General features: G+C 63.2%; 13 protein-coding genes. 9 read left to right on the top strand and 4 right to left on the bottom strand.

All coding sequences use genetic code 11. From position 1 onward, the window contains the following. The first annotated feature begins 93 nt into the window (after nucleotides 1-93). From rnr to GA0071312_RS17560, 4 genes are read left to right on the top strand one after another with little or no spacing between them, the layout of a single operon-like run. Complete coding sequence (gene rnr, locus GA0071312_RS17575) at nucleotides 94-2,388, top strand: ribonuclease R (protein WP_074446576.1); 2,295 nt, start codon at nucleotides 94-96, stop codon at nucleotides 2,386-2,388. A gap of 10 nt (nucleotides 2,389-2,398) precedes the next feature. Further along, the gene (locus GA0071312_RS17570; RefSeq protein WP_420819976.1) at nucleotides 2,399-2,866 is read left to right on the top strand and encodes a DUF983 domain-containing protein; all 468 of its coding nucleotides are present in this window, start codon (nucleotides 2,399-2,401) and stop codon (nucleotides 2,864-2,866) included. Between the two features lie 53 nt (nucleotides 2,867-2,919). After that, a complete protein-coding gene (locus tag GA0071312_RS17565) occupies nucleotides 2,920-3,645 on the top strand; it encodes an NUDIX hydrolase (RefSeq protein WP_074446574.1) in 726 nt (241 codons plus the stop codon). A 12-nt stretch (nucleotides 3,646-3,657) separates the two neighbouring features. Next, nucleotides 3,658-4,851 (top strand): MFS transporter, encoded by a 1,194-nt coding sequence (locus GA0071312_RS17560; protein ID WP_074446346.1) that lies wholly within the window; start codon nucleotides 3,658-3,660, stop codon nucleotides 4,849-4,851. Nucleotides 4,852-4,857: 6 nt separating this feature from the next. On the opposite strand, the gene hisA is transcribed toward GA0071312_RS17560, so the two are convergent. From hisA to hisB, 4 genes are all read right to left on the bottom strand, one after another. After that, on the bottom strand, nucleotides 4,858-5,601 hold the full coding sequence (gene hisA, locus GA0071312_RS17555) for a 1-(5-phosphoribosyl)-5-[(5-phosphoribosylamino)methylideneamino]imidazole-4-carboxamide isomerase (protein WP_108721933.1): 744 nt from the start codon (nucleotides 5,599-5,601) through the stop codon (nucleotides 4,858-4,860). Next, on the bottom strand, nucleotides 5,589-6,239 hold the full coding sequence (gene hisH / locus GA0071312_RS17550; RefSeq protein WP_074446345.1) for an imidazole glycerol phosphate synthase subunit HisH: 651 nt from the start codon (nucleotides 6,237-6,239) through the stop codon (nucleotides 5,589-5,591). Before hisH ends, hisA begins: the two co-directional genes overlap by 13 nt. Beyond that, on the bottom strand, nucleotides 6,236-6,745 hold the full coding sequence (locus tag GA0071312_RS17545) for a DUF2628 domain-containing protein (RefSeq protein ID WP_074446344.1): 510 nt from the start codon (nucleotides 6,743-6,745) through the stop codon (nucleotides 6,236-6,238). The genes hisH and GA0071312_RS17545 overlap by 4 nt, the downstream gene beginning before the upstream one ends. Nucleotides 6,746-6,856: 111 nt before the next feature. Next, nucleotides 6,857-7,456: an imidazoleglycerol-phosphate dehydratase HisB gene (gene hisB / locus GA0071312_RS17540; protein WP_074446343.1), complete on the bottom strand. Its 600-nt coding sequence runs from the start codon at nucleotides 7,454-7,456 to the stop codon at nucleotides 6,857-6,859. A 136-nt stretch (nucleotides 7,457-7,592) separates the two neighbouring features. Between hisB and hslV the strand changes: the two genes are divergently transcribed. The 5 genes from hslV (at nucleotide 7,593) to GA0071312_RS17515 (ending at nucleotide 13,237) form a co-directional block, all read left to right on the top strand. Further along, the gene (gene hslV, locus GA0071312_RS17535; protein WP_420819977.1) at nucleotides 7,593-8,165 is read left to right on the top strand and encodes an ATP-dependent protease subunit HslV; all 573 of its coding nucleotides are present in this window, start codon (nucleotides 7,593-7,595) and stop codon (nucleotides 8,163-8,165) included. Nucleotides 8,166-8,358: 193 nt separating this feature from the next. Then, on the top strand, nucleotides 8,359-9,456 hold the full coding sequence (locus GA0071312_RS17530) for a hypothetical protein (protein WP_074446341.1): 1,098 nt from the start codon (nucleotides 8,359-8,361) through the stop codon (nucleotides 9,454-9,456). Nucleotides 9,457-9,496: 40 nt separating this feature from the next. Beyond that, on the top strand, nucleotides 9,497-10,585 hold the full coding sequence (locus tag GA0071312_RS19805; RefSeq protein WP_131817861.1) for a hypothetical protein: 1,089 nt from the start codon (nucleotides 9,497-9,499) through the stop codon (nucleotides 10,583-10,585). Between the two features lie 153 nt (nucleotides 10,586-10,738). Further along, nucleotides 10,739-12,046, top strand: a complete 1,308-nt coding sequence (gene hslU, locus GA0071312_RS17520; protein WP_074446339.1) for an ATP-dependent protease ATPase subunit HslU — start codon at nucleotides 10,739-10,741, stop codon at nucleotides 12,044-12,046. Between the two features lie 207 nt (nucleotides 12,047-12,253). Then, a complete protein-coding gene (locus GA0071312_RS17515) occupies nucleotides 12,254-13,237 on the top strand; it encodes a glutathione S-transferase family protein (protein WP_074446338.1) in 984 nt (327 codons plus the stop codon). Nucleotides 13,238-13,512: the final 275 nt, after the last annotated feature.

The raw sequence follows: 13,512 nt of genomic DNA, 5'->3' as shown, positions 1-13,512 counted from the left end.
AACCATTACGAGATCTCCTTGCCCACACGCCTCACCACCCGTCGCCGCAAGGCGAAAGCCGCCTCTGACGCACAGGGCGGTGATCATGCCAATCTGCCCGCGCGCGAGGAGATCATCGCCTTCATCAAGGAGCAGACCGGCAAGGTCGGGCGCCGCGAGATCGCGCGCGCCTTCGGCATCAAGGGCGGCGACCGCATCTTTCTCAAGCACCTGCTGAAGGAGCTGGAGGAAGAAGGCCTCATCGATCGCAAGCGCAAGCGTCTGACCGGCAAGGACATGCTGCCGCCCGTGGTGCTCGCCGATATCGTTTCGCGCGACGAGGACGGCGAGCTGATCGCCGTGCCCGCCGATTGGGACGCGGCGGATGACGGCGCCGCGCCGCGCATTCTCGTCACCCTGTCGCGCCGGCCCAGACCCGGCCAGCCCGCACCGGGCATCAATGATCGTGCCCTTCTGCGCGTCCAGCGCAATGACGAAGACGAGGACGGCCCGGCCTATAGCGGGCGGGTGATCAAGGTCCTGCCGAGGCAGAAGGCTCAGATTCTCGGCATCTTCCGACCGCTTCCCGGTGGCGGCGGGCGGCTCATCCCGGTCGACAAGAAAATGCTCGGCAAGGAGCTCGCCATCGCTCCCGGCGACGAGGGTGGCGCGGGTGACGGCGATCTCGTGGCGGTGCATGTGGCGCCGCAAAAGCGCTACGGTCTCGACATGGCCAAGGTGCGCGAGCGGCTGGGCTCGATGAAATCGGAAAAAGCCGTCAGCCAGGTCGCCCTGCATGTCCATAACATCCCGCATGTCTTTCCCGATCAGGTGATCGCGGAGGCCGAGGCGGCAAGGCATGTGGGGCTTGCCGGTCGCGAGGATTGGCGTGATCTGCCGATCATCACCATCGATCCCGCCGATGCCAAGGATCATGACGACGCGGTGCATGCGCGCCCTGATGATGATCCGAAGAACGAGGGCGGCTTCGTCCTGACCGTCGCCATTGCCGATGTCGCGGCTTATGTCCGCCCCGGCTCCGCGCTCGACCGCGAGGCGCTGGAGCGCGGCAATTCGGTCTATTTCCCCGACCGCGTCGTGCCGATGCTGCCCGAGCGCATCTCAAACGATCTGTGTTCGCTGCGCCCGCTCGAGGACCGCCCGGCAATCGCCGTGCGCATGGTGATCGGCGCTGATGGCCTCAAGAAGCGCCATTCCTTCCACCGGGTGATGATGCGGTCGGCGGCGCGCCTGTCCTATCAGCAGGCCCAGGCCGCGATCGACGGGCGCCCCGACGGCGTGACCGGGCCGATCCTGGAACCCGTGCTCAAGCCGCTCTGGGATTGCTATCGCTGCCTCGCGCGCGCCCGCGACGAGCGCCAGCCGCTGGCGCTGGACCTGCCGGAGCGCAAGATCATCCTCAATGCAGAGGGCATGGTCGATCAGGTGCTGGTGCCCGAGCGTCTCGACGCGCATCGGCTGATCGAGGAATGCATGATTCTCGCCAATGTCGCCGCCGCCGAGGCGCTCGAGAAAGCGAAGATCCCCTTCATCTACCGCGCCCATGACGAGCCCTCGCTCACCAAGATGCATGCTCTGGGCGAAGTGCTCGCCTCCGTGGCGCTGAAAATGCCCAAACAGGGTGCGCTGCGCCCCACCCTGTTCAACCGTATCCTCAAGGCGGTGGAAGGGCTGGAGCATCAGACCTTCATCAACGAGGTGGTTTTGCGCACCCAGTCGCAGGCGGAATACACATCGCAGAATTACGGCCATTTCGGCCTCAATCTGCGCCGCTACGCGCATTTCACTTCGCCGATACGCCGCTATGCCGACCTGATCGTGCATCGCGCGCTGATTTCCGCCCATGATCTCGGCAAGGACGGGCTCCACCCGGAGACCACCCATGACCAGCTCGCCGAGATTTCCGCACGCATCTCGGCAGCCGAGCGGCGCGCCATGGCGGCAGAGCGCGAGACCATCGACCGCCTGATCGCCTATCACCTGGCCGACAAGGTCGGAGCGACTTTCGAGGGCCAGATTTCCGGGGTCACCAAATCCGGGCTGTTCGTCAAGCTCGACCATACCGGCGCCGACGGCTTCGTCCCCGCCTCCACCATCGGCGACGATTATTTCCGCTACGAGGAATATGGCCACGCCCTTGTCGGCGACCGCACGGGCGAGACATACCGTCTGGGCGACCGGGTCAGCGTCAAGCTGGTCGAGGCGGCGCCGGTCCAGGGGGCTTTGCGCTTCGAATTGCTCTCCGAGGGCCGCAAGGGCGCGGCCCCGCTGCCGCATGGCCGGCGCGGCAGACCGGGCGGGGGAAAGCCCGGCGGGCGCAAAGGCGCGGGCACGAAAGTGCGCATCGGCTCCACCGCCCGGCGCAAGGGTGGCAAAGGGCGCACATGAGGGGCGGGGCATGATGCAGGACCGGAACGGCACAGGGATCGGGAACCGGATCGGCAAGAGTCTTGCGGCCGGCTCGGGCGAGTGGAAACGCGCAATCATGCGCGGCCTCGGCTGCCGCTGCCCCGCCTGCGGTGAGGGGCGCGCCTTTTCCTCCTATCTGAAGATACGCCCGGCCTGCGACGCCTGCGGGCAGGAACTGCACCACCACCGCGCGGACGACTTTCCGCCCTATCTCACCATTTTCGTGGTGGGGAAGATCGTCGGAACCGGGATATACATCTGTGAAATGCATTACGCGCCCCCTTTATGGTTTCATGTGGCCACCTGGCCGCTCCTGACGGTCGCTCTCTCGCTCGCGCTTCTGCCGCCGATGAAGGGCGCCGTCGTGGGGCTGCAATATGCGCTCGGCATGCATGGATTCGGCGAGGCCGGTCCCGCAGGCCGGGAAGGCGACAACGAACGAGGAAACACAGCGTGAGTGCCACGACCGATACCAAGCCCCCCGCCGGTGCGGAGCAGGCCGGCAACCCGATGACCGACCGTCTGACGAAGACCGAGCGCGAGCGGCTCTGGCCGAATCTGCGCCCGCGCGACGCCGCGACGCTGATCGTGCTCGACCGGACGGGACCAGAACCGCGCGTGCTGATGGGCAAGCGTCATGACAGCCACAAGTTCATGCCCGGCAAATTCGTCTTTCCCGGCGGGCGCATCGAACCCGGCGACCGGCGCATGCTCGCCGCCGGCATGCTCGACGACCGCACGGACGCCGCCCTCTCCGCCCGCGTCGTGCGCCCCACCTCCAGCCGCAACCGCGCCCTCGCCCTCGCTGCGATTCGCGAGACCTACGAGGAGACCGGGGTGATGCTGGGCTCGGCTGATTACGGCGCGCCCGAAATCGAGATCGACGGGCCCTGGCGCGCATTCGTCGAGGCGGGGGTGTTTCCCGAGCTCGACATGCTGCAATTCGTCGCCCGCGCCATCACTCCGCCGCGCCGGCCCAAGCGTTTCGATACCCGCTTCTTCGCGGTGGATCGCGAGATGGTGGCGCGCGAGGAACCCGGCTTCGTGGGGCCCGATTCGGAACTCACCGAACTCGTCTGGGTGCCCCTGTCGCAGGCGCGTGGTCTGGATCTGCCGACGATCACCCATGTGGTGCTCGACGAGCTCGATATCCGGCTCGAGGCCGGATTCGATCCGATGCTGCGGGTGCCGTTCTATTACGAGAAACGCGGCGCCTTCGTGCGCGAATACGTGTGAGGATGGCTCTGCATGAGCGATGCCGAGAGGCAGGATGAGGCTTTGAGCAGCCGTGCGCTGGTTCGCGCACGCAACGCCTCCATCGCGGCTGCGATCGGCTGCATCACCGCCGTCGGTGTCGGCCTGAGCCTCTCGGTGCCCTTGCTCTCCCTCGAAATGGAACGCATGGGCGCGTCGGGCACCCTGATCGGCGCCAATACCGCGATTGCCGGGATCGCGGCGATCATGACGGTGCCCTTCGTGCCGCGTATTGCCGCGCGAACCGGCGTGCTGCCGCTGCTCTGGGGGGCGGTGATCCTTTCCGCGCTGTGCCTCGTCGCCTTCAAGCTCACCTACGACATCGTGATCTGGTTTCCCCTGCGTTTCGTCTTCTCGATGGCGCTGGGCGTACTCTTCGTGCTGTCGGAATACTGGATCAACTCCGCCGCCCCGCCCGGGCGACGCGGCTTCGTCATGGGCATCTATGCCACCGTCCTGGCGCTCGGCTTCGCTGCCGGTCCGGCGGTTCTGGCGCTTGTGGGAACGCAGGGCTGGGCGCCCTATCTTGCCGGGGCCGGCCTGTGCCTCGTTGCGGCGCTGCCGCTGCTGCTTGCTCGCGGGATCTCGCCGCGCATCGATCATGGCACCGGGCGCACCGTGCTCTCCTTCCTGCTGGCGGCGCCTGCCGCAACCGTGGCGGCGCTGATCTTTGGCGCGGTGGAGAGCGGCGGCTTCGCCATCCTGCCGCTCTACGGGCTGGAACTTGGCTATACGGCAGCCAATGCGGCCTTTCTGGCAAGCATCATGGCGCTCGGCAATGTCCTGTTCCAGATCCCGATCGGGACGCTTTCCGACCATGTTGATCGCCGTCTGGTGCTTGCCGTCATCGCCACGATCGGCCTGTTCGGTGCGCTGGCCATGCCACTGGTCGCGCATAGCGTGATCGGGCTCGGCCTGCTGCTCCTGATCTGGGGCGGTGTCGCCGGTGCGCTCTATACGGTCGGGCTCGCCCATCTGGGCGCGCGCTTTTCCGGCGGCGATCTGGCGGCGGCGAATGCGGCCTTCGTCATTCTCTACAATGCCGGCATGGTGATCGGCCCGCCGCTGGCCGGAGGCGGCATCGATCTCTACCGCCCCCACGGCTTCGCCTTCGCCATGGCGAGCCTGTTCGCTTTCTATCTCGCGGTGATCACCATCCGCATGCGCGCGGGGACGCGGTATTCGTAGGCCCTCTCAGCCGCGCGCCTCTCGGATCATCGCCAGAGCCTGTGTCGGGTCGATGCGCCCGTCATACAGCGCGCGGCCCGAAATCGCACCGGCGAGCGCGGCGCAATCGGGCTGGAGCAAGCGGGCCACATCCTCGATCGAGGCGAGGCCGCCTGACGCGATGACCGGGATCGAGACGGCTTCCGCCAGCGCCAGCGTCATCTCGATATTGAGGCCCTTGAGAATGCCGTCGCGGGCAATGTCGGTATAGATGATGGCCGCGACCCCGGCATCCTCGAAACGCCGCCCGAGTTCCTCCGCCGTCAGGGTCGAGGTCTCGGCCCAGCCCTCGACCGCAACGCGCCCGTCCTTGGCATCGATCCCGACCGCGATCTTCCCCGGATGCAGCCGCGCCGCCTCGCGCACGAAGGACGGATCCCGCACCGCAGCCGTGCCGATGACGACCCGGGCGACGCCTTTCTCTAGCCAGGCTTCCAGGGTGCGCATGTCGCGGATGCCGCCGCCGAGCTGGACGGGGATGTCGATCGCGGCGAGGATCCGGTCGACCGCCGCGCCGTTCATCGGCTTGCCGGCAAAGGCGCCGTCGAGATCGACGCAATGCAGCCATTCGAAACCCTGGCGCGCGAAGGTGGCGGCCTGATCGGCGGGATCGTCGTTGAAGACCGTTGCCTGCTCCATGTCGCCCTGGATGAGGCGGACGCAATGGCCTTCCTTCAGATCGATCGCGGGAAAGAGAATCACGGGCGCCACCTCAGAAAATTGGCAATCAGGGCCAGACCCAGCTTCTGGCTCTTCTCGGGATGGAATTGGGTACCGGCAATGTTGTCGCGCGCCACGATCGCGGTGACGGGGCCACCGTAATCGGTGACGGCGACGACGTCTTGCGGATCATCCGGTGTCAGCGCGTAGGAATGCACGAAATAGGCATGCAGCCCGTTCGGGCCGGTGGGGATATCTGCGAGCAGCGGATGCGCGCGCTGCGGATGCAGCACGTTCCAGCCCATATGCGGGATCTTGAGATGCGCATCACGGGGGCGAATGATGGCAACGTCGCCATGGATCCAGTCGAGACCCTGGGCGGTCTCGTGCTCCAGCCCGCGCGTGGCGAGAAGCTGCATGCCCACGCAGATTCCCAGAAACGGCTTGCCGTGCGCCCGCACCGCCTCGTGCAGCGCCTCGGTCATGCCGGCCACGGCATCGAGCCCGCGCCGGCAATCGGCGAAGGCGCCGACGCCCGGCAGCACGATGCGCTCGGCTTCGCGCACCTTCTGCGGATCGTCGGTGACGATCACAGGCACGGTGATGCCGGCCTCGCGGGCGGCGCGCTCGAAGGCTTTCTGCGCCGAATGCAGATTGCCCGAACCGTAATCGATAATGGCGATGCTCATCGCGAACGCTCCGGAAAAAGACCGATCACGCCGCTCTCGCGCCGAGGCGCATCACTGCGGGCGGGCTTGGGCCAGTCGAAGGACGAGGGTGGTGGCGGTGGGCCGTCGGGACGGCTCTCGCCGCGCGCCAGCCAGCGCGCACAGGCCTTGGCCTCGGCCTCCTCCTCGTCGGCGCCCGAAACGACGTCGACCATGGCGAAACCGTTGCGGCCACAAGTCCAGCGCTTCAGGCTGGAGGCTTCGAGCCCGATCAGCGTGGAGGCGAGGACATGCGCGGCAAGCCCCGCCCAGGGCGCGAGAGCCAGACGGTCGACGATGAAGCCGAACGCGCTCAGCCCCACGAAGACACCGATCGCGGCCAGCCAGAGGCGGTGATAGAGAAACCACAAGACGGTGAAGAGAAAGGCCCAGACATGGAACCCGTCTCGCACCAGCACGGCCTTCTCGAAAGCCTCCGCATCACCCGGGCGGGCCTGTGCGGGCAGATGGACCGTATAAACATGCATGCCGGATGCAAGCTCCCGTCGTCGATCAAAAAAACTGCCGCGCAGCGATCATGCGCGATTCCGCTCACAGGCGCCCTTGTCACAGGCGCCCTTGTCACAGGCGCCCTTGCCTCACAGCATCCCCTTGGTGGAGGGAACGCGCCCGGCTTCGCGCGGTTCAGCTGCAACCGCCCGTCGCAAGACCCGCGCCAATCCCTTGAAGCAGCTCTCGGCGATGTGGTGGCTGTTGTCGCCGTAGAGCGTCTCGACATGGAGCGTGACGCCGGCATTGGCGGTGAAGGCCTGGAAGAATTCGCGCACCAGCTCGGTATCGAAGCTGCCGATCTTCTGGGTGGGAAACGGCGTGCGGAAGACGAGAAAGGCGCGGCCCGAAATGTCGATCGCGACACGGGTCAGCGTCTCGTCCATGGGCATGTGCATATCGGCATAGCGGGTGATGCCTGTTTTATCACCCAAAGCCGCGCGGAAGGCCTGCCCCAGCGCGATGCCGACATCCTCCACCGTGTGGTGGTCGTCGACATGCAGGTCGCCCTTCGCCGTCAGGGTCAGATCGAACAGTGCATGGCGGGCCAGCAATTCCAGCATGTGATCGAAGAAACCGATCCCGGTCTCGATCGTGATCGCCCCGGTCCCGTCGAGATCCAGGGTCAGATCGATATCGGTTTCGGCGGTGCGGCGCTCGACGCGAGAGCTGCGCGATGTCTGGCTCATGATACGGCTCTTTGACGGCGCGCCGGAAAGCGGGCGCGAGCGGGTTCTAGCAAGGCTTGCTTCAAAATGCCATACGCGTTGGAAATGGCGACGATAACGCTTAAGTGGAGGGAACAGGTTTTCAACGGAGTGCACGATCTTGTCCACAGACGATGCCCGCAACGGCTCCCCCTCGATGCATGCCACCACGATCCTGATGGTGCGCAAGGAGGGCAAACTGGTAATCGGCGGTGACGGCCAGGTCAGCCTCGGCCCCACCATCGTCAAGGGCAATGCCCGCAAGGTGCGCCGTCTCGCCAAGGGCGAGGTGATCGGCGGCTTTGCCGGCGCCACGGCGGATGCCTTCACGCTGTTCGAACGGCTGGAGACGAAGCTCGAGCAATATCCCGGCCAGCTCCTGCGTGCCTGTGTCGAGCTCACCAAGGACTGGCGCACCGATCGCTATCTGCGTCGGCTCGAGGCGATGATGCTGGTGGCCGACAAGGACGTCTCGCTGCTGCTCTCGGGCTCGGGCGATGTGCTCGAACCGGAGGGCGGCGTCATGGCGATCGGTTCGGGCGGCAATTACGCGCTCGCCGCCGCACGCGCACTCGCCGATACCGATCTCGACGCCGAAACCATCACCCGCCGCGCCCTGCAGATCGCCGCTGATATCTGCGTCTACACCAACGGCAATCTGGTCATCGAGACAATGGATTGCGAAAGGTGACGCGCATGTCGCGCAGCCCACTGCAATGACGTGAACGCGGCCTCACCCGATCACCCGGGCGGAGCGAAGCATCGTGCAGCGCCGGAAACCATCTTTGCAAGTACCATCGACGGCAACCTAGACATTCCTTCATTTTCGAAACACACCTGTATCGCTTGCGGCCGGTTCCGGTCGCGATCAGGGAGCGTGCAGGATGATCGACAGGAAAGTGCTGGCCGCAGCGCAGGCGCGTAACATTCTCACTGCCGATCAGGCAGAGCAACTCGTGCGGCTGGCGGCGGAAACGACTGGGGTGGACGAAGTGCCCCGCGATAACGAGCCGCTGCGTCTCGTGACGGGGTTTTCCGATATCTTCATCATGATCGGGATTTCCATATTTCTGTGGTCGGGCTTCGCTCTGGCAGCGCAGATGTTTTCCCCCGCCATCGCCTTTGCGCTTCTCGCCGGCGCCGCCTGGATGCTGGCGGAAGCGTTCACGCTTCAGCGCCGCCAGGCTCTGCCGAGCCTTTCTCTGATCGGGAGCTTTGCGCTGTGCGTCTTCGCCGCCTCGAACCTGTTCCTTCGCGACGTATACGGGGACGGAACCGAAACGACCGCCCAGAGCATATTCTACCTCTTCACATCGCTGCATCGCCTGATCATCGGCTTTAATGGCGCCATGACGCCGGCAGATATCGGGGCAGCAGCAATCACCGCATTTGCAGTTGCTCTCCACTATCTTCGATTTCGGGCGCCGATCAGCATCGCCATGGGTGGAATCTTTCTCGTGGCGAACATACTCGGCATCCTCGATTGGGCGTTTCCCAGCTTTTTCGAAAATGCATTCCGTTGGCTCCTTCTGGCTGCGGGGCTGGCGCTCTTCGCCGCAGCGATGAGGTTCGACCTGTCCGACCCCGAAAGGCGAACGCAGCGGTCCGATATTGCCTTCTGGCTGCACCTCTACTCCGCTCCAATGATCCTGAACGCCCTCGTGAATCCATTCTTGCAGGGGAGCGGATTCACGCCGTTTGCAAACCCCGCCGGCATCCTGCTCCTCGCTTTCATGCTGGCGGTTGTCTCGCTCGCAATCGATCGCCGTGCGATCCTCTTTGCGAGCCTGCTATCCATCGGACTGATGTTCGGGTCTGTGGCGATTCTGGCGGGGATGTTCGGGTTTGGCCTTCCGATCATGTTTTTCATTATCGGTGGATGCATTCTCTTCATGGGGGCCGGGTGGAACCCGATGCGCAAAGCGGTCCTGCAGCACCTCCCCGAGAGCCTCGTACGGCGCCTGCCGCGACCGGTCGGGTAACCGCAGCATCGATCCCAGTCGGTCCGAGCACGAAAACCGCGTGGCGCACGGAATGCGGGCGATACCGTCAATGGGACAGCGGAACTCCTCGCCGCCAGACGCAAGGCCAAAAGCTGGAGCCATAGCCTTGAACGAAAAAACCCAGGCCCCGGACACCCCCGAAACCGCTAGCGGCCCCTCACCGCGCCACGAGGCAGCATCGGACCAACCGACGCTGGCAGATGATGGCGCACGACATGAGCGGCGAAAGCGTGACGCGCATATAGCGGAAGATGTTGTTGTTCTGATCAGCATCGGGCTTGTCTATGTCATAATTTTTTCACTAGGCCGCCAGCTGCTCAATCCACTAGCCATGCATTTTGGCCTCGGCCTCCTTGCCTGGATAACAGCGGGCTTCATTTCTAAAAAAAAGAAATACAACCTAAGCATCACAGTGCTATTGATCATATTTGGCTATAACTGTCTTTTGGCATCTAGCATTTTGATGCACAATTTCTTTGGACTGAAGAGCTATTCATTCTATCTTTCAACAACAATATTTTTAATATTATTATATATTTTTTGCTTAAAATATATCAATTTATTTAGATATGTAATTATTATTACTGCGTTTATTTTTGCTTCTACAATATTTTCTTTTGAGTTTTATCCTGATTTTGTAAAAAGAAATTATGAATCAATATTTCTTTTACTCGGATTTTCAATTTTTTCTGTAGGATTTGTAATCGATTTAATCTATCAAAAAATTGACAAACAGAAGTATTATCTTATTTTGTTTTGTTATATAATTGGATCGCCTATTGTGTTTTTAGCACTACTTATCAATATTTTCCCGCAAACCGAAATTTACATTTATTTATTCTATCCTGTTCCATTATTGATAATGTTGTTTCCAGCCCTTCTGATAAACAGAATTTCCATAATCCTGTCTTGCACTGTCGTAGCATTTATAATGGTGGCTGTGTTCGTTGTAGGCTCGGATTTTGACCTCGTGACCATGTTCGCAGGGTTCTATATCATTTTCGGCTTCACTCTGATTTTCGCCCTTGGCTGGCGGCGCCTTCGCAACGGGCTTTTGTCTGCATTCCCCGAGCGGATCAGGCGAAACCTGCCCGGGCGTTGCCGATGACGGCATGGGCCGGAGCGCGGTCTCGCAATCCCCCTCCCGCGCCCCAATCCCCTTGCGCTCTGGCAGATGCCTCGCTCAGGCACTAAGTTCGGGGGCGACGCACATGCGTCTTCGGCAGCGCCATATGCTTCCATTCGAGATACAGGATCAGGCATGACCACATTTTCCCCCCGCGAGATCGTCTCGGAGCTCGATCGTTTCATCGTCGGCCAGAAGGATGCCAAGCGGGCGGTGGCGATCGCCCTGCGCAATCGCTGGCGGCGTCAGCAGCTGTCCGGGCCGATCCGGGACGAGGTGATGCCGAAGAACATCCTGATGATCGGCCCCACCGGCTGCGGCAAGACCGAGATCGCCCGGCGCCTCGCCAAACTCGCCCATGCCCCCTTTACCAAGATCGAGGCGACGAAATTCACCGAGGTCGGCTATGTCGGACGCGATGTCGAGCAGATCGTGCGCGATCTGGTCGAGATCTCCATCGGTCTCGTCAAGGAGGAGAAGCGGCAGGCGGTGAAGGCGAAGGCGCAGCTCGCCGCCGAAAACCGCGTGCTCGACGCGCTGGTGGGCGCCAATGCCTCGCAGACCACGCGCGAGGCGTTCCGCAAGAAACTGCGCAATGACGAATTGAACGACAAGGAAATCGAGATCGAGATGCAGGCCGGCTCCTCCGGCATGCCGATGTTCGAGATGCCGGGCATGCCCGGGGCCTCGATGGGCGCGATCTCGCTGGGCGACATGTTCGGCAAGGCTTTCGGCGGGCGCACCAAATCGCGCCGCACCACCGTCTCGGAGGCCTATGAGCCGCTGGTGGCGGAGGAGAGCGACAAGCTGCTGGACCAGGAATCCCTCACCGAGGAGGCGATCCGGGAGGTGGAGAACAACGGCATCGTCTTCCTCGACGAGATCGACAAGATCTGCGCCCGCGAGGGGCGCGGCGGGGCGGATGTCTCGCGCGAGGGCGTGCAGCGCGATCTGCTGCCCCTGATCGAGGGCACCACGGTGGCCACCAAGCACGGGCCGGTGAAGACGGATCATATCCTGTTCATTGCCTCCGGCGCCTTCCATGTGGCGAAACCCTCGGATCTCCTGCCCGAACTGCAGGGCCGCCTGCCCATTCGCGTCGAGCTCAACCCCCTCGACGAGGATGATTTCCGCCGCATCCTCACCGAGACCGAGGCGAGCCTGATCAAGCAATCGGTGGCGCTGATGAGCACCGAGGGCGTCGAACTCGTCTTCACCGACGATGCCATCGATGCCCTCGCCAGGGTCGCCGTCGAGGTCAATGGCAGCGTCGAGAATATCGGCGCACGCCGGCTGCAGACCGTGATCGAGCGCGTTCTCGACGATATTTCCTACACCGCCACCGACAAGACCGGCGAGACCGTCACCATCGACGGCGATTACGTGCGCGCGCAGGTTGGCGATCTGGCCAAGAACGCGGATCTGAGCCGCTACATCCTCTGAGCCGGCATCGAGCCCGCTTGGCGATGCGAGGCACGCTTGGCGATGCGAGGCGCGCTTGGCGACGCGAGGCGCGCTTGCGAGATTGCAAGAAGAAAAGCCGGGAAATCGCGGGTTTCCCGGCTTATATTTTTCTTCAATGCAAACAGACCGGCGATAGCGCGTTGATCGCGGCGTCGCCGCCGCAACCGGACAGGAAAGGAGAACGCCATGGGCCTTCTCGTCGACGGACAATGGCAAGACCAGTGGTACGACACCGAATCCACGGGCGGGCGCTTCAAGCGCCAGGAATCGCAATTCCGCAACTGGGTCACGCCTGACGGCGCCCCCGGCCCGAGCGGTGAGGGCGGTTTCAAGGCCGAGCCCGGGCGCTACCACCTCTATGTCAGCCTCGCCTGCCCCTGGGCCCACCGCACCCTGATTTTCCGCAAGCTCAAGGGTCTGGAGAGCATGATCTCGCTCTCCGTGGTGCATTGGGCCATGCTCGACGAGGGCTGGACCTTCAAGGAGGGTGAGGGCGTCATCCCCGATCCGGTCAACAATGCCCGCCTCATGCATCAGGTCTATACGGCGGCGGATCCGGTCTATACCGGTCGCGTCACGGTGCCGGCGCTGTGGGACAAGCAGCGCGAGACCATCGTCAGCAACGAATCGGCGGAGATCATCCGCATGCTCAATTCCGCCTTCGACGGGATCGGCGCGACGCCAGGCGATTACTACCCGCAAGCCCTGCGCGCGGAGATCGACGCGATCAACGCGCGCGTCTACGACACCGTCAATAACGGCGTCTACAAATCCGGCTTCGCCACCACGCAGGAAGCCTATGAGGAAGCGGTCACTCCGCTCTTCGCCACGCTTGATGATCTCGACGAACGGTTCGCGACGCGGCGCTATCTCACCGGCGACACCATCACCGAAGCCGATTGGCGTCTCTTCACCACACTGGTGCGTTTCGATGCGGTCTATGTCGGGCATTTCAAGTGCAATCTGCGCCGCATCGCCGATTACCCGCATCTCTCGGGCTACCTGCGCGAATTGTACCAGTGGCCGGGCGTGCGCGAGACGGTGAACTTCACCCATATCAAGAACCACTATTACTACAGTCACGAGACCATCAACCCGCACCGCATCGTGCCACTGGGCCCCGTGCTCGATCTCGACGCGCCGCATGGACGCGATGGAATCGGCGGCTGACGCTTCGAGCGGCGCGGGTGATGCCGGCGTTCCCCTCTGCCTTGCGGATACGCAGACTAGCGCGTTCCGACCTGACGGAGTCAGTCCGGGTGCTCCAGGTCATTGTCTGGCGCATTATTTTTCCCGGCAGCCTGTATCCACCTGACGGCATGATGCTCTAGAGGGAGAGAGGAGATTCTCCTGCATAAAACGCCCGCCAGAACGCCCGTGGTGGGGAAAGGTACAGGCGGGGAACTCGCGACAGACCGGGCGTGCCGCCGCCGCCCACCGAACCA

The sequence above is a fragment of the Saliniramus fredricksonii genome (genome assembly GCF_900094735.1).
Classification (GTDB): domain Bacteria; phylum Pseudomonadota; class Alphaproteobacteria; order Rhizobiales; family Beijerinckiaceae; genus Saliniramus; species Saliniramus fredricksonii.
Note: the sequence above shows the minus strand (reverse complement) of the source record. Positions and strands in the feature narration are given on the sequence as shown.

Bases quoted from the DNA above. Each gene is read 5' to 3' on its own strand.
- GA0071312_RS17570 (WP_420819976.1), top strand. From the start codon at position 2,399: ATGATGCAGGACCGGAACGGCACAGGGATCGGGAACCGGATCGGCAAG.
- GA0071312_RS17565 (WP_074446574.1), top strand. From the start codon at position 2,920: ATGACCGACCGTCTGACGAAGACCGAGCGCGAGCGGCTCTGGCCGAAT.
- GA0071312_RS17560 (WP_074446346.1), top strand. From the start codon at position 3,658: ATGAGCGATGCCGAGAGGCAGGATGAGGCTTTGAGCAGCCGTGCGCTG.
- hisH (WP_074446345.1), bottom strand. From the start codon at position 6,239: ATGAGCATCGCCATTATCGATTACGGTTCGGGCAATCTGCATTCGGCG.
- GA0071312_RS17545 (WP_074446344.1), bottom strand. From the start codon at position 6,745: ATGCATGTTTATACGGTCCATCTGCCCGCACAGGCCCGCCCGGGTGAT.
- hisB (WP_074446343.1), bottom strand. From the start codon at position 7,456: ATGAGCCAGACATCGCGCAGCTCTCGCGTCGAGCGCCGCACCGCCGAA.
- GA0071312_RS17530 (WP_074446341.1), top strand. From the start codon at position 8,359: ATGATCGACAGGAAAGTGCTGGCCGCAGCGCAGGCGCGTAACATTCTC.
- hslU (WP_074446339.1), top strand. From the start codon at position 10,739: ATGACCACATTTTCCCCCCGCGAGATCGTCTCGGAGCTCGATCGTTTC.
- GA0071312_RS17515 (WP_074446338.1), top strand. From the start codon at position 12,254: ATGGGCCTTCTCGTCGACGGACAATGGCAAGACCAGTGGTACGACACC.